Here is a 21,168-nt window from a genome sequence, read left to right on the forward strand (position 1 = left end):
TGTCATTTACTTCACCTGCATTTTGCGCTATATAACTCAAAAACAGGGTCTGATTTGCACAAGTAAGTGGTTCCAGACTTTTGCTGAAAAATTGATTTTTCGAAACAGATTTTCTGACTGGACATTCTGGATTGAATCTGAGCAGCCAGCCTGCCGCTTGCCGAGTCATCATTACAGATGGCAGACCAATCAGAAGAAAACCTCTGATTCGTTTCTGAACCAGAGGAAGTGAGAATCAAAAGTTATCATGAAAAGCAAAGAAGAATCTGCATTCCATTCACGAAAAAGGGAATAGAACGGATTTTAACAGAAAGGCAATCCCGCTCTTTGTCTTAGAAATTATAGGGCAATGTCATTTAGCTTAGTTTTTGTCCACCATCCGTGTACAGATGGTGGATTTTATGTTTTCTGGTTTAACGAAAATTAACTTTGACAATAACTCCATAATTATCTAATTTAATCCTTATCACGTTGAAAACATAACTTTATAAGGAGGAAAATATGGCAACTAAAGTTACTTCGCCGTCCGTGATTTATCAAAGATTCATGAAATTCCTTGAGGAATTTGCCCACAAACAGGAGAAGATTCTTGCTTCTCAAACAGGAGCTTTCTCACGAAGTCATTATCGATCATCAAAAATAAACTTGTTCCATTTCCTGAATACATCCATTATCGGGAATGGATCAACACTCTCCGATTTATCCATGAACTATTTCGGCATGGGCAGTGTAAGACCATCTGCTTCGGCACTTGTTCAGACAAAAGCCAAGACTCCAGTCAGCGTATTTTCAGCACTGCACAAAGCCACATTGGCACTTTGTTACATGGATAAAAAATATAAAGGGCTAAGGGTAATAGCCTTTGATGGAACCAATGAACCTGTTGCGCCAAATGAAGATGAACCTGACTACATCATTTATGCCAAGAACAAGGAAACCATCATCCGGGCCGGTATTCACATTAACGCTGCCTATGACGTACTTAATGACAAATTTTTAGCCATCGTCACTCAAGACCAGAGGTCCAAAGACGAACGGGCCGCTGCTATGAAAATGGTCAAGGAGATTCACGAAGCTTATCCTGGCGAGACATTTCTCTTTGTCATGGACAGAGGGTATTTCTCTTACCCATTGTGTAAGCTTATTGAATCCTTAGGGCACAAATACCTCATACGTATGAAAGAACGAGAGTATAGCTGCCTGACTTATACAGAGCTTGACCATACAGAAGACCAGCAGATCAGCCGCATTCTTACCCACCACCAAAGAAAAAGAGAAAAAGAAAACCCCCAGATGAAATACCTGGTCAAAAAATCAATGAGACAGATTGATCCAGAATCTGAATTTATTGATTTTGACTGCAGGGTGGTAGCTATCGAGATTGGCGACAACGTCTGGGAAGGACTGATTACCAATCTGGATGAAGCAGAATTTCCTCCGGAGGCTCTTGGATTTATTTACCACCTAAGGTGGCGAATCGAGCAGAGTTTCTCCTGGCTTAAATATGGAATAGGAATGAAACGTATCCACTCGATAAAAGCAGAATACATCATTCAGGAGATTTATTCATCCCTTATCTTCTACAATCTGGTTTCCGAGATCAAAAAGTGTGTTCTTGAATCATCTCAATCAGATAATAAAGAAGAGAATCAGACAACTTATGAATACCAAATCAATACAACTAAGGCGATACGGGCTATCAGGAACACGTTCACCCCGAAGTGGACGAAGAATCGAACGATTCGTCAAATTACAAAAGCGGAGTTTCAGGCTCTGACCGAGGAGCTGCTCAGAGAAAAACTGCCCGTTCGGCCGGAAAGGAGCTTCAAACGAAATCTCCATCCCAATCGTTTGATATGGTTCACCTATCGATAAGTGCGTTATACGCGCATTTAATGAAGGAAAAACCGGTTCTTGTAAACCTTATAATTTTATGAAATCTTAATTCGAATAACGAAGCGACAGATGTAAACAATGGCATAAAAAACCGGCGAACCGTAAGGTCAGAGCCAGAAAGAAGTTCAGAAAAACTGAGAAGAGGGATTGTTGATGAGATCCGGATAGAGTTCGTCAGCCGAAATTTTAAGCTCGTCAATCATGATGTGCATCAGTTTGATGACATTCGGGCGATCAAGCCGGATGGATTGTGAACATTTCTCGGGATTTTTACGACCTGCCGATCCATAGGTATCGATCTGAAACCAGTGCGTCGGCCCTTGCTGAAACACGAAATACTCTGCATTTACACTTTGCTGAGGGATGAATCGCTCCCTGGATCCCTTTTTCAGGTTTGAAATTTCGATCTTTGCCATAAGCTTCTCCTTTTCGCAATTCCAGGATAGCATCACCAGGCGTTCAATACAGCTGCCTTTTCTTTACTGGCCAGGTAAATTTTGGAAAAGGAAGCAAAGACATCCCACTTTTTGGATTCAATCTGGTTTCTGGCAGGATTTCTTTGCCAGAGAATTCTGTAGTCGGACTGACAGGATGCTAAAATGAAAGACAAATGGAGAACGAACTATGTCCAATACATGCAAAGAAGAATATCAGCATCAGCTCGAACGTGCGAACAAAGAAATTGCCGCTTTGAAAAAAGCAAAAACCGGCTGGATGGTTGCTGCAATCATTCTTCTGATTCTGTTTGCGATTACGCTGGCTTTAAAGTTGGCCTAGGACTGGAGACAGTCCTTTTTTGCTGCCTGCTTTTTGGAATAAAACCGCAGAAAAGCGGACAAGAGAAGGGGAAATAAATCCTGAAAGGCACTGAAAAATTGAAAACAAATGTAACCCTGATTAAGATTGGATCAATGTGAGGAAAATTGATATGAAAATTCAAATGAAGACCCCATTGGTTGAAATGGATGGGGATGAAATGACTCGTGTTCTGTGGCAACAGATCAAGGAAATCCTTCTGGAACCTTATGTAGATCTTTACACAGAATATTATGATTTGTCCTTACCCATCCGGGAAGAGACAAAAGATCAGGTGACGGTTGATGCGGCTAATGCCAATAAAAAATATGGAGTTGCCGTAAAATGTGCGACCATTACGCCAAATGCGCAGCGCGTAGAAGAATACAATCTGTCTCAGATGTGGAAATCCCCGAATGGAACCATTCGTGCGATCCTCGATGGAACGGTATTTAGAACTCCGATTATGGTCAATGGAATCGTTCCGGCTGTCCGCACATGGCAAAAGCCAATTACGATTGCCCGTCATGCGTTTGGCGATGTCTATAAAGCAAGCGAAATCCGCGTGCCCGAGGCTGGAGTGGCCAGACTGGTTTTTGAAGGCGAAGATGGCCAGGTAATCAGTGAAGAAATCGCTGCCTTTGAAGGTCCCGGCGTTTTACAGGGTCAGTTCAATAAAGACAAGTCCATTGAGTCGTTTGCGCGCAGCTGTTTTGAATATGCACTGTCCAAAAATGAAGACTTATGGTTCTCCACGAAGGATACCATTTCTAAAAAGTACGATCACCGTTTTAAAGATATCTTTCAGGAGATCTATGACAATGAATATAAAGAAAAATTTGAGGCCAGAAATCTGGAATATTTCTATACTCTGATCGATGATGCGGTTGCCCGCGTAATCCGCTCCAAAGGCGGCTTTATCTGGGCTTTGAAAAACTACGATGGGGATGTCATGTCAGATATGGTTTCCACCGCTTTCGGTTCTCTAGCCATGATGACTTCTGTTCTGGTTTCTCCAGAAGGAAACTACGAATATGAGGCAGCCCATGGAACGGTAACCCGCCATTACTACAAATATCTCAAAGGTGAAGAAACCTCGACCAACCCGGTTGCGACCATTTTTGCCTGGAGCGGCGCTTTGAGAAAACGCGGTGAAGTTGATGATCTTCCTGATTTAGTGGCTTTTGCTGATCATCTGGAAGAAGCAACCCTCGAAACCATCGAAGCCGGTGAAATGACAGGTGATTTAGTGGGTCTTTGGACAAGAGAAGACATTCCTGCCGTCAAGCTCAACTCCACGGACTTTCTGAAAGCCATTGCCAGCCGCCTGGATGCCAAACAGAACGCCTAAGCGCTTTTGAACGCTCATTTTTACATGCAAAAAGTCTTCTGCAGATCTGGCTGGATTTGATTCCAGATCCAAAAAGCAGAAGACTTTTTTGGTGGTTTCAGGAATTCAGAGAATTGGAACGATCATGACCTGGCTGAAAACGCCAACTGGGCAAAAACCAGATCCAGTCTAGAATCAGATCCAGTCAAGAATCAGGCTTCAGTAATCGAAACTTCTTCTTCTTCTTCTTCTTCGTCTGGCTGTGGGAACCGGACTTTGTTGTGGATGGCTTTGGCCTGTGTCTGCACGGTATTCATCATCTGAGTGCCAAGAATCTGTTTGAGAACCATGTAAAGCAGCACATAGACCAGAATCGGGATGATGATTGAAGTGATCAGCAAAGTCGCAATACTGTTGATCAGATTGCTGATCAGAGTTTTTGCCTCTTCAATGACATTGGCAATGCCAGATGTAATTCCGCCAATCCAGGATTTCGTGCCATCGACCAGCTTTTCCCAGAGATTCCTGTCTTTTTCCTGTTCTTCCAGCGTATCCTCGGCCAGTTTGCTGACTGCTTCGCCCTGTTCAATGGTCTGGGCAACTGGATCTTGAATGGTCTTTTCCATCCATTTAGACAGCTCTACGCTTCCGGGAACCACAGTAAGAACGACGATTCCGATGATTGCAGCTTTTGCGGCAATTCTTTTTGACAAGAGGCTGGCCTCTGGTCTCCAGGCATGCCAGGCGAAAATCAGACACGCGGTTGGCAGCAGAAAATAAAACGAAAGATAGACGCTGCCGGATAAAAGAATTTTCTCCATTAGAATCCCGACCATTACAACAAACAGGTACCCGCTCATTTTCATCAGCATATCTGCAATCGGAGTCCCTGTATCGTCCGGAAGCAGACTGATCGCATTGGCTCCTCCGGCACAAAGCCCGCTGAGCGTCAGAACCTGCATCTGTTTTTCGTTGAGATAGCTTGTGGTTGGCGCCAGCATTTCTGGATGACTGCTCAGATACCAGCCAGTCACCAAAGATATAATCGCCAGGATGAACAGACCAACTGCCCTTTTGTTTTTCGATAATTTGTTTTCCAAAATGAAGCTCCCTTCTTTTCTTGCTCTTTGCTTACCATGCGTCTGATGATGTGAAATTGTCAATGGGTTACAGAAAAATATCGTAAACTCAATGAATAACTGGCAATACTACAAAAAAATCCATCCGTAACAAGAACGGATTTTAACAGTTGGTTATATTGGTTTTTTAAGGAAAAAGCAGTCCATAATGAATATAGATGCGTTATTATAAATCCATTAGAATGAAGACGTCCCAAGCCTGCAAATACCTTGGGGTTGCCAGGCACACCTTGTACAAAATGATTGAAGATGGAATGCCTGCCCATCGTTCTATTGGCGGACACTGCATGTTTGACCAGGAAGAAATGGATCAATACATTGGCAAAGCTCCTGCTCTTCCTGAACGAATGGCCGTTGGCTATTGCCGGGTTTCAACCAAAAAGAGAAAAGATGACCTTGAAAGACAAGCAGATGTGGTTGAAATCTATATGCAAAAGCAAGGATGGAAATATCAAATCATTGAAGATACTGGATCTGGGATGAACTATAAAAAGCCGGGGCTTTTAAAACTGATCGATCTTTTACTGGATCGAAAGATCAGCCATATTGTCATTACCCATAAAGACAGGCTTCTTCGTTTTGGCTTTGAGTTGATTGAATATATTGCCAAAAAGACGCCATGGCCTTCGGCCACATGCCGCAATGAAAATGGGTGAATCGAACTCAATAAAGGACTCAGTTCATAAGATATATCCATTACAATTAATCTGTAAGAGGAGTTAATAAGTGCGTTTTATCTTTTGTGGATTTCATATTCATGATCAAGGCAGTCAAAAAGACTGCACAATCAGAAGCGCCAGAGAACATGCCAGAAGTCCTTAGAGGCTGTAAAGTAGATTTCATCGTCTTACTAATTAATGTTTGATAGTTGTTGCGTTCGCAACGCTTCTGATAGCTCCTTCTTATATTAAATTGGAGGAGATTAACTATGAGAAGAGCCAAATCTTCGACAAAAACACATAGGCCAGTAACTGTTTCTCAGAAACCTGTCCTTACCCATGCTTGTGGCATCGATGTTCACAGCAAGTTTCTTGTCGCTTGCGCAAAAATAGTCAATGCGGATGGGACAATAACGAAATACGAAAAATCCTTCCCAATCTTTAACGAGGATCTTGAACAGTTCAAAGATTGGTTAATTGACCTGGATTGTACCAATGTATGCATGGAATCGACAAGTGTATACTGGCACCCGGTCTTTAACGCTCTTGAACGAGCCATGCAAGAAGTAAGTGTGTGCAATCCTAAATGGCTGTCCCTGGTAAAGAATGAGAAGGATGATAGAAAAGATGCAGAACGAATCTGTGACCTCTATAGAAATGGAATGACCCGAAACAGTTATATTCCAGAACAAAATATCAGGAATCTGCGAGAAATGAGCCGAATGAGGAAGAATTATGTCCAGAATCGGACCGCTGAACACAACGTACTTCTAGCCTGCTTCGCCTCACACGGTTTAAAACTCGATACAGTTTTCTCTGATATCAGAGGCAGTTCTGCGACAAAGATTACCAATCTGATTATATCAAATGAAGACTGCACAGATGATCAGATTATGGCTTGCGTACACAGAAAATGTAAGTCTTCAAGGGAAGATATTCTCAAGGCTTGCCGGGGGATAAAACTAGATGATTGGGCAAAGAAGAAGATTGTAACGCTTCTGGATAATATCAAGCGACTGGATCAAATGATTCTAGATTTAGATCAGACGATGCAGAACTTAATCAACAGTGAGTTCAGATCATATTTTGATCTGCTTTTAACTGTGCCTGGAATTAGTCGGGTAAGCGCTCGAACGATTCTGGCTGAGATTGGAGTAGACATGAGCCATTTCCAGACTGCATCTCAGTTCGCTAAATGGGCTGGTTTGGCTCCAGGAAGCAATGAATCTGCTGGCAAAGTGTTTTCAAAACACGTAACCAAAGGTGGAGCTAATCTAAAACCAACACTTATTCAAGTGGCCTGGGCAGCGGTCAAATCGAAGAAGGTTCCTTATTACAAGATTAAGTTTGAAAGCCTGAAGCAGCGGATGACACCAAAACAAGCAATAGTCGCCATAGCCCGAAAGATTTTAGTATCGATTTATCACATGTTTAAAAAGAAAGCTATCTGGCATCCCACAGACTGCAACAAGGAATTCATTCCAAATAATGTATCGCAATCCAAAGAAGCTCGAAAGCTTAGAACCAACGTTCAATCCCTGCTGGCAATGGGAATGGATCGCGAAGAACTTCTTGAAACGGTCAATACCAGTGCTGATCTCTACGAAAAGAATCTTAAAGAAGAAGCAGTATTTGACCATTTTACTGGAGAAGTCTTAGTAACGGATCCCCCTACCATCAAGAAAGCTAAAACTGCAAAGAGTCTTCACATTTCCGAAAAGAATGTCAAATCAGGGAGCAGTGAACTAATCAAATACGACATAATACCCGCTAGTTAATTGAAACTAACGGGGGAAAGGGGGTACTACACCTTTTTAAAAATTTAAAGAATTAATCATAAATCAATGTGTAGCAAGACCAGCCCCTCAGGCCCCCCTGCACATATGTGATTTCGACTTTAGGGTACTGGCAAGGGGGCCTGAGGGGCTGAATTTTCAAAGTAGATGGATACAGAAATCGTAATTCTTAACCAGGGCGAAGAAAGAAACAGCGCCCAGGAATTAACAGATGACTTGATTGCGATCATTACTGTATTTTCAGGACGGCTGTATGGCCCCAGAAGCAACAAGACCAAAAAAATCATTGAGGAAAGTAAACGGCTGTTGAAAGGAGATGGAGCAGATGAGCAAATCGAAGAAAACGATTCAGATGGTTTCAATCAAATTGAATGATGACCAGCAGATGTTCGCCGAGAATTTGTTTACTGCTTACACGATAACGCCCTGAAATGCAGTACTAATAAAAATGGGATAGTGAGTTTCGGGACTATAGATAAAACATAAAATATGCTTTAACTAAAGAATATATTTTCAACTAATCTACCAATGTCATTTAGCTTAGTTTTTGATAGTTAGTATTGTCCACCATCCGTGCACAGATGGTGGATTTTATATTTTCTGGTTTAACGAAAATTAGCTTTGACAACAACTCTATAATTGTCTAATTTAATCCTTATCACGTTGAAAACATAACTTTATAAGGAGGAAAATATGGCAACTAAAGTTACTTCGCCGTCCGTGATTTATCAAAGATTCATGAAATTCCTTGAGGAATTTGCCCACAAACAGGAGAAGATTCTTGCTTCTCAAACAGGAGCTTTCTCACGAAGTCATTATCGATCATCAAAAATAAACTTGTTCCATTTCCTGAATACATCCATTATCGGGAATGGATCAACACTCTCCGATTTATCCATGAACTATTTCGGCATGGGCAGTGTAAGACCATCTGCTTCGGCACTTGTTCAGACAAAAGCCAAGACTCCAGTCAGCGTATTTTCAGCACTGCACAAAGCCACATTGGCACTTTGTTACATGGATAAAAAATATAAAGGGCTAAGGGTAATAGCCTTTGATGGAACCAATGAACCTGTTGCGCCAAATGAAGATGAACCTGACTACATCATTTATGCCAAGAACAAGGAAACCATCATCCGGGCCGGTATTCACATTAACGCTGCCTATGACGTACTTAATGACAAATATCTAGCCATCGTCACTCAAGACCAGAGGTCCAAAGACGAACGGGCCGCTGCTATGAAAATGGTCAAGGAGATTCACGAAGCTTATCCTGGCGAGACATTTCTCTTTGTCATGGACAGAGGGTATTTTTCTTATCCATTGTGTAAGCTTATTGAATCCTTAGGGCACAAATACCTCATACGTATGAAAGAACGAGAGTATAGCTGCCTGACTTATACACAGCTTGACCATACAGAAGACCAGCAGATCAGCCGCATTCTTACCCACCACCAAAGAAAAGAGGAAAAAGAAAACCCCCAGATGAAATACCTGGTCAAAAAATCAATGAGACAGATTGATCAAGAATCTGAATTTATTGATTTTGACTGCAGGGTGGTAGCTATCGAGATTGGCGACAACGTCTGGGAAGGACTGATTACCAATCTGGATGAAGCAGAATTTCCTCCGGAGGCTCTTGGATTTATTTACCACCTAAGGTGGCGAATCGAGCAGAGTTTCTCCTGGCTTAAATATGGAATAGGAATGAAACGTATCCACTCGATAAAAGCAGAATACATCATTCAGGAGATTTATTCATCCCTTATCTTCTACAATCTGGTTTCCGAGATCAAAAAGTGTGTTCTTGAATCATCTCAATCGGATAATAAAGAAGAGAAGCAGACAACTTATGAATACCAAATCAATACAACTAAGGCGATACGGGCTATCAGGAACACGTTCACCCCGAAGTGGACGAAGAATCGAACGATTCGTCAAATTACAAAAGCGGAGTTTCAGGCTCTGACTGAGGAGCTGCTAAGAGAAAAACTGCCCGTTCGGCCGGAAAGGAGCTTCAAGCGAAATCTCCATCCCAATCGTTTGATATGGTTCACCTATCGATAAGTGCATTATATGCGCATCTTATTGATACAAACCACCCATACAATTCTTAAAAAAGGCTCTTATCAAAGGGGTGTTTTTAGTGCACCTATTTTGATGAATACAGCCAAATCAATCAGTATATTTTGTGCTTGGTTGGTGCATATGGATATAATCAGCAGCAAATTCTATTCCTATCATCCACTTTGTCTTTGATTTTTATACAAAGTTTGAGGTCATATTTTTCTAGCTAAATGACATTGACTAATCTACAAATAAGTTATTTAATTGTTAGCTATTTTACCTTAGTCATATTATGACTAAGGTAAAATCCCGCATATTAATTAATTTAGCTTACTCACAACGACTTCAATATACTGCACTTAAAGTTATCTATATTCTGCTAGTATGTATCTTCTCGGGGTATATATTCGCTTTTTTAGTTCTGAAAATGTGGGAGTTATCGCTTACATGGAAACCTATAACCTGCTCTCTCCTATTGCCTGTTCCATCAATTCTTATGGACGAAGTGCAGAAAAGATCCGGGACGATCTGCGCAAGCAAAAGCAGGTGTTAAAAGACATCACGACTCATGTTGCAAAAGTAACTGGAGTCGCTTTTCCTGATGGAGTGCTTCCATCCTGGCTATGGACAATGGCTTTGCATTCTGCAGTAACGAACCGCAAGTCTATGGATGAAGAAATCTTCAGGCGGATTCAGGAAGAGCTGTATGCAGATTACAAGATGACGGCCCATGAAGCAGCAGTTGTCATGTACGTGGCTAAATCCCCCAAAGTCTTCAAGAAGATCCTTCAAAAAAGAATGTTTGAAGTCCCCAAAAAATTTTCAAACAATAGAGATCAATGGCCATCTGCAGCAATGCGATCCTAAGCGGCTCCACAAACTCATTGCCCACGCAGCAAGAAGATACAGGCAATACCTTCACCCAGTTCATACGAATAAAAATACATGGATGAAGATCGATAAGAATGGATATGGCATCCAGCATAAAAATGGAACGACTTTTATTTCTATGCACAGCTTAGGCAGCCAGAAAGAATTCAATGTTGAACTGAAAGGAATCTTTTATACAGCCAAAACAGGCAAGACGAGGAGCAATCTTACTGTTGTCTATGACCGGGACAGGAAATGCTTAGTTTTCCAGAGAATGGTTGAAGTCAGAAACCGCCCGAACCAGTCAGAGACAAAGGTTGGGATGGATGCCGGAATCACGTCACTGCTCAGCACTTCCCATAATATGTCTTCTGCTTCTTTAAAAGAAGAAAAGCTTGCCAAGAAGGAAAAAGAACTGAAAGAGAAAAAGAGCAAGGCTGCTCAGACGCTTGACCATACAACCTTCAAGCAGTTCAGCTATTCTGCTTCTGATTTTCTCAGCGAGCGGGGAATCCAGCGCAACCGGATTCGAGACCGCAGGAAAAATGCCTTAAAAGAAGCAGACCAGATCCAGTTTTTGCTTAACGATCCACAATCAAAATGCTCAGAAGACGAGAAAAAGAAACTGGAAGACCAGATCTATGCCCTTAGACGCAAAGCCAAGCGGATTGAGGAAAACAACCGAAGAGGAAACAAACGCTTTCGCAGGCAGTCCCAGAGAATCCAGGATCATTTAAAGACAATCACAAATGAAGAGATTGCCTTAGTTCTCAAAGCAGACTCGGATATTGGGCACATCATCATGGAAAACCTGGACATCAGGGGACAGGCAAGCACCTGGTCAAAACTAAACCGCAGGCTGTCAGGCTGGATTTATGGCCTCTTGCAGGAAAGAGTGGAATACAAAGCTGGATTGAAGTCAATTAAAACTTCGTATGTCAACCAGGCTTACAGTTCCCAATACTGCCATATCTGCGGAAGCAAAATCCAAAGAGACAAATCTCATTATGAAAATGCGCGTTGTAAGCGGCATGGACAGTTCAATGCAGATATCAACGCCGCCCATAACCTCGTCTGGATGTATGAAAATCATCCTGAAGTCACCAAATGGACTCCAAGAAAAACGGTCCAGCAGTTTTATGAAAAAAGATCTGAATGTTATAACCAGACCGTCTGCAGCCTTATTGCATCATTAAAAGGGTTAAGCAGTGCAAAATCCGCCTAACCCTGCGTAATTCGTTTTTCTGCGCAAAAAATACGAACCAAAAACAAGTGTGAACACCAGGCACGAACACATAGAAAAATCCCATATGAGTTTTGAACTCATATTTGTTTACTCCCCCTGCCGAAGCTGGGGCGGAACGATCTTCGGATTGTGCCAAAGTCTCAAGGCTGGTCCTGCGTCGGCAAGGGGGATGCGGGATGCCAGTACTGCGATACTGGGCTGTATCCCATAAAATTTGGATTTGGATTCCCTTCGGGGAATTTTGGTCCTCAAAGCGGGGCTTAGATAAGGATCTTGTATCTTAACCCTTCTCCCGCCGGCTAATGCCGAACACTGTTCGCAGACAGGGATGTAACCGTTTTATTCTATCAGGGATAAAACAACCTCATTTAACGAAGGGATGGAGGGCAGTCAGAATCCAGTCAGAATGCAGCCGGAAATGGATATTGCTGTGGCTGAAAAATGAAAAGAAGAATCAGCAAATCGTTTTCGCAAATTCCTTTAAAGCATTGAAACCTTCCTCATGATAGGGGAGGGCTTTTTCTTTGTGGTTGATCTGCCAGACATATTTGCGGCCGGAATCCAGCATCATGGTGACAGTGCTGGAAAACATCGAGAGGCCATTGGCTGGACGGATCCTGACGGACTGGATCTGGTCGCGGTCAATTCGAATGGGCTCCGCGGGTGAAAACTCAGAACGGCTTGCTGTCCGCAATGCGTTCTGGCGCCCCTTTTTTAAAGGCTTGAGATGTAAAGCATCCTGTTCAACCAGAACCAGATAGCCGCCATACGCCTGATCGACATCCTGGGTCATCGCAGTGCCCACGCCGCCTAAAACCATAGCGCTAGTCGGGAAAGTCGAGTAAACAATCAACGCGGGCAGCAAATCGCTCCGGTTGAAAATAGCATTCACTTTCATAGAGGTGTTGAAATCTTCAATCATGAAATAAACCTGCTTTCAATTAGGTTAAGTATAGCAGTTCAAGAGGATGGAACAACTTCAGATTTTTAACCAGGAAACCTGCATCAACGAATGGATCTGTTTCTGACTGAGTTCATACAAGTTGATAGGCAGAAAATATCTTGTCGACAGAAAATCATTGATCGCACATTTGGTGCTGCAGTTCACAAAGCGCAAGGATAGCTATAGTGAAAAAGGTCAAGGTCGCGTTTGACCTTCAGCTTTTCAAACAGCGCAGCAACCACGAAGAATCCGATCAATTTGACGAGAGATTTTGTCTGGATCAGTTCGTCTTTGGATTGTCGTTCGTTTTTGCGCTTATCATTCATCGTCTTAACCGCCGCTTCATAAAAAGAGATAGGATCGTCAATGCCAAGGGATTGAAGAGAGTTGACATAGCCCAAAGTCCTGATGTGACAGGATCGAGGCTGTTTCTTTTCGACATCTCGATAGGAATTGTAGATCTGAAGATAAATTCCTTTTGGGCGTTTCGTTTTTCGCAGATAATAAGCCATTCATTTCCTCCTGATAAACGCAAAATTGGACAAGACAGGGCTCGATTCAAAGTGGTTTTCTGGATTTAACTATAAGGCAAACTGCGCTTTCTTTCGAATGCGATTGGCAATGTCATTTAGCTTAGTTTTTGTCCACCATCCGTGTACAGATGGTGGATTTTATGTTTTCTGGTTTAACGAAAATTAACTTTGACAATAGCTCCATAATTATCTAATTTAATCCTTATCACGTTGAAAACATAACTTTATAAGGAGGAAAATATGGCAACTAAAGTTACTTCGCCGTCGGTGATTTATCAAAAATTCATGAAATCCCTTGAGGAATTTGCCTACAAACAGGAGAAGATTCTTGCTTCTGAAACAGGAGCTTTCTCACGCAGTCATTATCGATCATCAAAAATAAACTTGTTCCATTTCCTGAATACATCCATTATCGGGAATGGGGCAACACTCTCCGATTTGTCCATGAACTATTTCGGCATGGGCAGTGTAAGACCATCTGCTTCAGCACTTGTTCAGACAAAAACCAAAACTCCAGTCAGCGTATTTTCAGCACTGCACAAAACCACATTGGCACTTTATTCCATGGATAAAAAATATAAAGAACACAGGGTAATCGCTTTTGACGGAACCAATGAACCTGTTGCGCCAAATGAAGATGAACCTGACTACATCATTTATACCAAGAACAAGGAAAACATTATCCGGGCCGGTATTCACGTTAACGCAGCCTATGACGTACTTAATGACAAATTTTTAGCCATCGTCACTCAAGACCAGAGGTCCAAAGACGAACGGGGCGCTGCTATGAAAATGGTCAAGGAGATTCATGAAGCTTATCCTGGCGAGACATTTCTCTTTGTCATGGACAGAGGGTATTTCTCTTACCCATTATGTAAGCTTATTGAATCCTTAGGGCACAAATACCTCATACGTATGAAAGAACGAGAGTATAGCTGCCTGACTTATACAGAGCTTGACCATACAGAAGACCAGCAGATCAGCCGCATTCTTACCCACCACCAAAGAAAAGGGGAAAAAGAAAACCCCCAGATGAAATACCTGGTCAAAAAATCAATGAGACAGATTGACCAAGAATCTGAATTTATTGATTTTGACTGCAGGGTGGTAGCTATCGAGATTGGCGACAACGTCTGGGAAGGACTGATTACCAATCTGGATGAAGCAGAATTTCCTCCGGAGGCTCTTGGATTTATTTACCACCTAAGGTGGCGAATCGAGCAGAGTTTCTCCTGGCTTAAATATGGAATAGGAATGAAACGTATCCACTCGATAAAAGCAGAATACATCATTCAGGAGATTTATTCATCCCTTATCTTCTACAATCTGGTTTCCGAGATCAAAAAGTGTGTTCTTGAATCATCTCAATCAGATAACAAAGAAGAGAATCAGACAACTTATGAATACCAAATCAATACAACTAAGGCGATACGGGCTATCAGGAACACGTTCACCCCGAAGTGGACGAAGAATCGAACGATTCGTCAAATTACAAAAGCGGAGTTTCAGGCTCTGACTGAGGAGCTGCTCAGAGAAAAACTACCTGTTCGACCAGAGAGGAGCTTCAAACGAAATCTCCATCCCAATCGTTTGATATGGTTCACTTACCGATAAGTGCGTTATACGCGCATTTAACGAATGTTATGTGCTTGTTAATTTCTTAAAAGCAGCTCTTATCAAAGAGTTGTTTTTAGTGCACCTATTTGGACGAATACATCCAGATTAATCAATATATTTTGTGCTTATTTGGTGCATATGAATGGATGAGGACCGGATTCAGTCTCGATCATTCACTTTGTCTTCAATTTTGAGACAAAGTTTAAAGTCATATTTTTCTAGCTAAATGACATTGATGCGATTGGAATAAAAAAATCCGTCTTGCTAAAGACGGATTTTGAAGAGGATTAGACTGGATTGCGACTGAATGAACAGAGGTTTAAAGTCCGATCCAGACCAATTGATTTCTTACAGGATCACCCGCCAGTCAGAGGGCTGGAGAGCTTGTTCCTGGGCTTTTTTTACTGCATCAAAATCAATAGTGCGGCGTTGGCCAACATAAATATTGGCGGGACGGATCAGCTTGCGGTTGGATTGTCTGTTTTCAAGGTGATGAGCAATCCATCCAGCACAGCGGCTGATCGCAAACAAGGGGGTGTAGAGGGCCTGGTCAATGCCTAACAGGTGATAGGCAAAACCGGAATAGTAGTCAACGTTGGCGCAGACGGTATTCCCTTTAACCTTTTTCATCGTGCGGCAGGCGGCTTTTTCAAAGCGCTCCATCAGATCGAAGGTGGCTTCTTCGCCTTTTTCTTGAGCCAGAATCCGGACTTCTTCCTTGATCAGCTGACAGCGCGGATCACTGCGGGTATAGATCGCATGGCCGATGCCATAGATCAGACCGGAGCCATCGCCGGCTTCTTTGCGCAGAATTTTCTCGCACAGTTCGTTCATTTCTTCATCTGTTGATTCGGAATTAAGTGTTTTGAGCAGCATCTGGGTCTGGCTGCCAACCTTTCCGGCTGCCCCGCCATGTTTGGGTCCTTTTAAAGAACCGATCGCAGCGGAAATGCAGGAATAAATATCCGTTCCGGTTGACGAAATCACGACGTCCGCAAAAGTCGAGTTGTTTCCGCCGCCGTGATCCGCATGAACCATCATCAGAACATCAAGCACGCGCGCTTCCTGTTTGGAATAGGGCTGATGATCGCGGGCCATCCACAGAACATTTTCCGCAAAACCGCCATGCGGCAGGGGATACGACGAGATCTTCTTTTTGGAATACACCGAAAAGACAAACAAGGGCAGAGAAGACAGGATGCAAAGACCTTTCATCATTCGATCTTCCAGACTGTCAGTTTCCGGATTCAGGTCCTGTCCAAACAGTTTAAGAACCTCAATCTGCATAGCATTGAGCAGATTTTTCGTCCGGTAATTTTCAAAAACCAGCGAATTGGAAAAGTTATGTTTGAGAACGAACTGGAACTCAGCCAGTTCGGACGGGGTAGGCAGATTTCCAAAAATCAGCAGAAAGGCAGCTGTCTCATAGCCCTGAATTTTATTGGTGGATTTTTCCAGCTTTACCAGATCGTTGAGGCTGTAGCCGCGGTAAATCAGCTCGCCATCGATTGGTCGTTTGTGGTTGTTGACCATTTCATATCCGATCACATCACAGATTCTGGTCAGTCCTACTTTGACACCAGTGCCGTTTTCGTTGCGAAGACCTTGTTTCACATGGTACTTCGAATACAGCTCTGGCGCGATTGCGTTATCTGGTTCATTGGCCAGATATGTTTCTTTCAATCTTCCACTCATTCAAAAGACTCCTTTTGTCAGATTTTTGACAATATAGCACAGACAAAGCGGAAAATGGATGGTGAAAAACGTGTCCAGCCGTTTTCTGAAAGTTTTTGCATCTGTTTTCGAATAATTTGCGCTATCATGGGAAAAAACTAGAAAGGAAACTCTATGCCAAAAAATCTGACACAGAAAATTCTGGATGCCCATATCCAGAGTGGAGATAAAATTCCATCCAGCCCGGTTGATGTAAAAATTGACCAGACGCTGACCCAGGACGCAACAGGAACCATGGCCTACATTCAGCTTGAAGCCATGGGGGTTGATCAGGTTAAAACGGAACTTTCCGTATCCTACGTTGACCACAACACGCTGCAGTCCGGTTTTATGAACGCGGATGACCATGCTTACCTGCAGTCGGTTGCCGCCAAACATGGGGTGCTGTTTTCAAGGCCTGGCAACGGCATCTGCCATCAGGTTCATCTTGAACGTCTTGCAAAACCCGGTAAGACACTGATCGGTTCCGACTCCCATACGCCAACGGCCGGAGCCCTGGCTTCCATTGCCATGGGAGCGGGAGGTCTGGACGTTGCAAAAGCCATGGCCGGTCTGCCTTACACGATTCCCTATCCAAAAGTTGTTGAAGTCCGTCTGGAAGGAAAACTTCCGCATGGGGTTTCCAGCAAGGACATTATTCTTGAACTGTTAAAACGCCGTTCCGTTAAAGGCGGAGTCGGCAAGATTTTTGAATATACTGGTGAAGGCCTGAAAGATTTGAGTGTTTACCAGCGGGCAACCATCACCAACATGGGGGCTGAACTGGGGGCAACCACTTCGATTTTCCCTTCGGATGAAAGAACGCTTGAATTCTTAACCAAACAGAACCGTGCCCAGGACTGGAAAGAACTCAAAGCCGATCCGGATGCCACATATGATGAACTGGAAGTGATCGATCTTTCTACACTCGAACCGGCAGCAGCCTGCCCCAATTCACCCGATGCAGTCAAAGCGATTGATGAACTCAAAGGCCAGAAAGTCGATCAGGTCGCCATCGGCTCGTGCACAAACTCCGGTTTTGAAGACATGATGAAAGCCGCTGCGATTCTGAAAGGCAAAACCATCGCGCCCAATGTCTCGCTGGTGGTTTCGCCAGGAAGCCGTCAGGTGCTGATCAAACTGATGGAAAATGGCGCTTTGCAGACCTTTGTGAAAGCCGGAGCCAGAATTCTGGAATGCACCTGCGGACCCTGCATTGGAATGGGTCAGTCCCCAAAGAGTGAAGGCGTTTCGCTGCGGACCTTTAACCGCAACTTCTATGGCCGCTCGGGCACCAATTCAGCCGGTGTCTACCTGGTTTCTCCAGAAGTTGCTGCCGCCAGTGCCATCGCGGGTGTCTTTGCGGATCCAAGAGAGCTCGACTATCAGGATTCCGATTTCGAACAGATCGATTATGTTGATGATTCGATGATTCTGTATCCATCCAAAAATCCGGAAGAAGTCGAAATTATTCGTGGGCCCAACATCAAACCGCTGCCGCTCAATGACAAGCTGCCAGATTCGTTTGACAAGAAAGTGGTCATCAAACTGGGTGACAACATCACCACTGACCACATTGCGCCAGCTGGTGCCGAAGTTCTTCCATATCGCTCGAACATTGAAAAACTGTCGACATTTGTTTTCCGCAACAATAAAGAAGGCTTTGATCAAGTCTGCAGGGAAAATCATGGCGGCATCATCGTTGCCGGTGAAAACTATGGACAGGGAAGCAGCCGTGAACATGCGGCTTTAGCCCCAATGTATCTGGGCATCAAAGCCGTCATTGCCAAATCCTTTGCCCGCATTCACCTGGCGAACCTGATTAACTTCGGGATCCTGCCGCTGGTTTTTGAAAACCCGGCGGACTATGACACGATTGATGAAATGGACGAACTTGTCTTTGACCATCTTGAGGATCTGTCGGCAGAACAGCCACTGGTCATTCACAACAAGACCAAAAATCTTGACTATGCTCTGACCCCTCAGTTTGGCGTCCAGGATATTCCTGTACTCAAAGCGGGTGGAACGCTCAACTACATCCGTTCCATGCAGGACTAACCAAGCCAAAAAACAGGCTGGCAGGAAGTCAGAAATAAAAAACAATTTGAAATCAAACAGGAAAGCTGTTTCTTGACGGAAACAGCTTTCCTGTTTTTTGCATGTGGCTGTTTTTTGTGACTGGCTGTTTTCTGCTGGGTCCTTTGCAGAACTGGAGGGGAGGCACCGAAAGGTTCGAGTGGAGCAGGGGGATAAATTGAAAGTCTGTCCTTCAACCGTATGCCATTTTTAGCTGGTCACTCTTTTCAAAAGCTGGCAGATGGACTTTTACAATGAAAGCAATCCAGACTCTGAACTTGAATCAGAGCCTGCGGCGTTAAACTTCAACAAAAAGTCACAAAGAAAGAGGACCTTTATGAATCAAGAAAATACCAAATTCATCCCATCTGACAGCCATGCCAGTCCCAGTGTGATGCAGGAGCAGAAGATGGAGATGTTTGTCCCGGCCCGAATCGGCGACAGCTATTGCGTGTCGCCCGATCCGGCTTTGCAGTTTGTCTTTGCCATGTTTGCACTGATGACCTGGCTTGGAACGATTGTTCCGCTTGAGCCGGATGCGATGTTTGTGACCGGCTTTTTACAGCTTTCCTTAGGGGTTGCCGCCTTTACGGGCAGCCGCATGAATCTGCGAAGACAAGATCCGCATGGCAATATCAACCTGATTCTGTCGGTTATTTTAGGGTTTGCGGGCGGCCTGACCCAGATTGCCAAAGCGTACGTGATGATGAAAGCGCTGGAAACGACGTTTCATTCGTGGATGTTATCGACCATTTTGCTTGTCGGCGGTCTGTATATGCTTTGCTTTCTGCCGCTTTTAAAAGAGGCCCCCGCCTATGTGTTCTGTGAACATGCCTGTGTATGCACGGGCTTTATCTGCATGGGAATTGCCGATCTTTTAAGCGTGGCTCTGTTGAAGCAGATCGGCGTGTGGTTCTTATTTGTCTTTGCCATTTTGGCTTTATATCAAGGCGTGAGTGAGATGTATGCGCTTCATGGCAAAAAGATCTGGCAAGGTCCAAAAATGCCTTTCCATTCTGCGAAAAATCGATAAGGTCAGAGTATACGTTAGAGAAATCACAAACAAAGAAACCTGAACAAACAGAAGAGAAACAGAAAAGAGGAACTATGCCCCAAAACCAAAAACACCATCTGGAAACGATGGGTTCTCAAGGAAAAAATACGTTGAATCCGAAAGCAGATTCAGCTCGCAAAAAAGCGGTGTTCATCGACCTGGATGGTACGTTATGGGACCGGGAAGCTGTGCCGGCTTCGGCCTGGAAGGCGATTGAAAAAGCCAGAGCCAATGGCCATCTGATCTTTGTCAACACGGGGCGAAGGCATGTGGATATTCCGCAGTTTTTATGGGATGCCGATTTTGACGGCTATTGTCTGGCGACCGGGATGCAGATGTTTAAAGGCAAAGAATTGCTTTGCCAGAGCTATATCGATCCCGAAAAAGTGAACAAAATGATCACGTATCTGAAAAGCCAGGATTCCGGCTATGGCCTGGAAGGCAATGACTGGGGATTTGATGATCCAAAATACGCATTCAGACGCATGATCTTTTTTGCCAAGGAAGACCGCAAAGATCCATCCCTTCGTTATCCGCTTTCCCATATTGAACCTGAAAACTATGACGAACTGGTCAAGATCATTTTTGACTCCGATAAACCGTATGATCTTGAACCGGTTGCCAGAGAACTTGGTTTCGATATTATTCAGTACAAAAACCGCTTCAACCCTTCGGGTGGTGCCGGATCCTTTTTCCGGGGTGAGCTGACGGATGTTCACCATAATAAAGCAATGGCTATGGAAGAAATGCTTGAAGCCATGGGAGTTTCCGGCCAGTATGACATCGCTGCAATTGGAGATTCCGAAAATGATATTCCCATGTTAGAGGCCGCAGACTATGCGATCTGCATGGGCAATGGAACTTCGGCAACAAAAGAAAAAGCAGATTATGTAACGACCAGTCTGGATCAGAATGGCCTGTACAATGCGTTGGCGTGGCTGGGCTTATTCGAACCGGAAAAGAACACAAAAGAAAACGAACATGACTAATTTTCTGAAAAGAGTTTCAAAAGATTTGACAGAAAATACCGCACTGTCTAGAATTCTTGTAAATTTAGCGGCAAAGAAGGGAACAGTAGAGTCGGGGCGTGTTCAGAGAGCTTCTGGTTGGTGCAAAGAAGCCATAAACCGATTTGAAACACATCCTGGAGCCGGATTCAGGAAATGGGATCCCGGTTGTCCTCGTTATCGGACGGACTGTTTTCAGTCGCTGAGGCAGTTTTCGTGAGGAAACTGTGAATAAAGGTGGGAACACGAAATGAACTTTCGTCCTTTTGGATGGAAGTTTTTTTATTCTCTGCCCACTGAAATCACAACCGCCATCCCTCGAAACTGTAGGAAAATCAAAGGATTCTGAACAGACAAAAAAACAGAATGCTTTTGCCTGTCCTGATTCTTTTGAAAACAAAAGAAAACCCGATCGCAAAGCCTGGCC

At 43.6% G+C, this 21,168-nt stretch carries 17 protein-coding genes, 1 pseudogene and 1 other annotated feature; of the genes and pseudogenes, 13 read left to right on the forward strand and 5 right to left on the reverse strand.

What is annotated here, in order from left to right; all coding sequences use genetic code 11:
* Positions 1-501 precede the first annotated feature (501 nt).
* Entirely contained in the window at positions 502-1,875 is a 1,374-nt protein-coding gene (locus U4956_RS12750; RefSeq protein ID WP_323091067.1) for an IS4 family transposase, read from the forward strand.
* 146 nt (positions 1,876-2,021) lie between these two features.
* Here U4956_RS12750 and U4956_RS12755 read toward each other — a convergent pair whose 3' ends face one another.
* On the reverse strand, positions 2,022-2,312 hold the full coding sequence (locus U4956_RS12755) for a hypothetical protein (RefSeq protein ID WP_323091068.1): 291 nt from the start codon (positions 2,310-2,312) through the stop codon (positions 2,022-2,024).
* Between the two features lie 208 nt (positions 2,313-2,520).
* Here U4956_RS12755 and U4956_RS12760 point away from each other — a divergent pair, with 208 nt between their 5' ends.
* Complete coding sequence (locus tag U4956_RS12760) at positions 2,521-2,673, forward strand: hypothetical protein (protein WP_323091069.1); 153 nt, start codon at positions 2,521-2,523, stop codon at positions 2,671-2,673.
* Positions 2,674-2,824: 151 nt separating this feature from the next.
* Complete coding sequence (locus U4956_RS12765; protein ID WP_323091070.1) at positions 2,825-4,042, forward strand: NADP-dependent isocitrate dehydrogenase; 1,218 nt, start codon at positions 2,825-2,827, stop codon at positions 4,040-4,042.
* Between the two features lie 191 nt (positions 4,043-4,233).
* Here U4956_RS12765 and U4956_RS12770 read toward each other — a convergent pair whose 3' ends face one another.
* A complete protein-coding gene (locus U4956_RS12770) occupies positions 4,234-5,121 on the reverse strand; it encodes a hypothetical protein (RefSeq protein WP_323091071.1) in 888 nt (295 codons plus the stop codon).
* 221 nt (positions 5,122-5,342) lie between these two features.
* On the opposite strand from U4956_RS12770, the gene U4956_RS12775 reads away from it, so the two are divergent.
* From U4956_RS12775 to U4956_RS12800, 6 genes and pseudogenes are all read left to right on the forward strand, one after another.
* Positions 5,343-5,816 (forward strand): IS607 family transposase, encoded by a 474-nt coding sequence (locus U4956_RS12775; protein ID WP_323091072.1) that lies wholly within the window; start codon positions 5,343-5,345, stop codon positions 5,814-5,816.
* 272 nt (positions 5,817-6,088) lie between these two features.
* Positions 6,089-7,597, forward strand: coding sequence for an IS110 family transposase (locus tag U4956_RS12780; protein ID WP_323089548.1), 1,509 nt, complete (start codon positions 6,089-6,091; stop codon positions 7,595-7,597).
* Positions 7,598-7,813: 216 nt separating this feature from the next.
* Positions 7,814-7,921, forward strand: a pseudogene (locus U4956_RS12785) (IS607 family transposase); the annotation flags it as partial.
* 387 nt (positions 7,922-8,308) lie between these two features.
* Entirely contained in the window at positions 8,309-9,682 is a 1,374-nt protein-coding gene (locus U4956_RS12790) for an IS4 family transposase (RefSeq protein WP_323091073.1), read from the forward strand.
* A 447-nt stretch (positions 9,683-10,129) separates the two neighbouring features.
* Positions 10,130-10,549 (forward strand): hypothetical protein, encoded by a 420-nt coding sequence (locus U4956_RS12795; protein ID WP_323091074.1) that lies wholly within the window; start codon positions 10,130-10,132, stop codon positions 10,547-10,549.
* Positions 10,550-10,631: 82 nt separating this feature from the next.
* On the forward strand, positions 10,632-11,777 hold the full coding sequence (locus tag U4956_RS12800) for a transposase (protein WP_323091075.1): 1,146 nt from the start codon (positions 10,632-10,634) through the stop codon (positions 11,775-11,777).
* Between the two features lie 475 nt (positions 11,778-12,252).
* Here the strand turns inward: U4956_RS12800 and U4956_RS12805 are convergent, their stop codons facing one another.
* The gene (locus U4956_RS12805) at positions 12,253-12,720 is read right to left on the reverse strand and encodes a hypothetical protein (RefSeq protein ID WP_323091076.1); all 468 of its coding nucleotides are present in this window, start codon (positions 12,718-12,720) and stop codon (positions 12,253-12,255) included.
* A 182-nt stretch (positions 12,721-12,902) separates the two neighbouring features.
* Positions 12,903-13,253, reverse strand: a complete 351-nt coding sequence (locus U4956_RS12810) for a hypothetical protein (protein ID WP_323091078.1) — start codon at positions 13,251-13,253, stop codon at positions 12,903-12,905.
* 261 nt (positions 13,254-13,514) lie between these two features.
* Here U4956_RS12810 and U4956_RS12815 point away from each other — a divergent pair, with 261 nt between their 5' ends.
* Positions 13,515-14,888, forward strand: coding sequence for an IS4 family transposase (locus U4956_RS12815; RefSeq protein WP_323088465.1), 1,374 nt, complete (start codon positions 13,515-13,517; stop codon positions 14,886-14,888).
* Positions 14,889-15,239: 351 nt separating this feature from the next.
* Here the strand turns inward: U4956_RS12815 and U4956_RS12820 are convergent, their stop codons facing one another.
* Positions 15,240-16,586 (reverse strand): citrate synthase, encoded by a 1,347-nt coding sequence (locus U4956_RS12820; RefSeq protein WP_323091079.1) that lies wholly within the window; start codon positions 16,584-16,586, stop codon positions 15,240-15,242.
* Between the two features lie 153 nt (positions 16,587-16,739).
* On the opposite strand from U4956_RS12820, the gene U4956_RS12825 reads away from it, so the two are divergent.
* From U4956_RS12825 to U4956_RS12835, 3 genes are all read left to right on the forward strand, one after another.
* Positions 16,740-18,662: an aconitate hydratase gene (locus U4956_RS12825; RefSeq protein WP_323091080.1), complete on the forward strand. Its 1,923-nt coding sequence runs from the start codon at positions 16,740-16,742 to the stop codon at positions 18,660-18,662.
* A gap of 355 nt (positions 18,663-19,017) precedes the next feature.
* The gene (locus U4956_RS12830; RefSeq protein ID WP_323091081.1) at positions 19,018-19,713 is read left to right on the forward strand and encodes a hypothetical protein; all 696 of its coding nucleotides are present in this window, start codon (positions 19,018-19,020) and stop codon (positions 19,711-19,713) included.
* 74 nt (positions 19,714-19,787) lie between these two features.
* A complete protein-coding gene (locus U4956_RS12835) occupies positions 19,788-20,723 on the forward strand; it encodes a Cof-type HAD-IIB family hydrolase (protein ID WP_323091083.1) in 936 nt (311 codons plus the stop codon).
* A gap of 64 nt (positions 20,724-20,787) precedes the next feature.
* Positions 20,788-21,010: a binding site (T-box leader), on the forward strand.
* Positions 21,011-21,168 lie beyond the last annotated feature (158 nt).

Source organism: Allobaculum sp. JKK-2023, assembly GCF_034745455.1.
Taxonomy (GTDB): Bacteria; Bacillota_I; Bacilli_A; order Erysipelotrichales; family Erysipelotrichaceae; genus Allobaculum.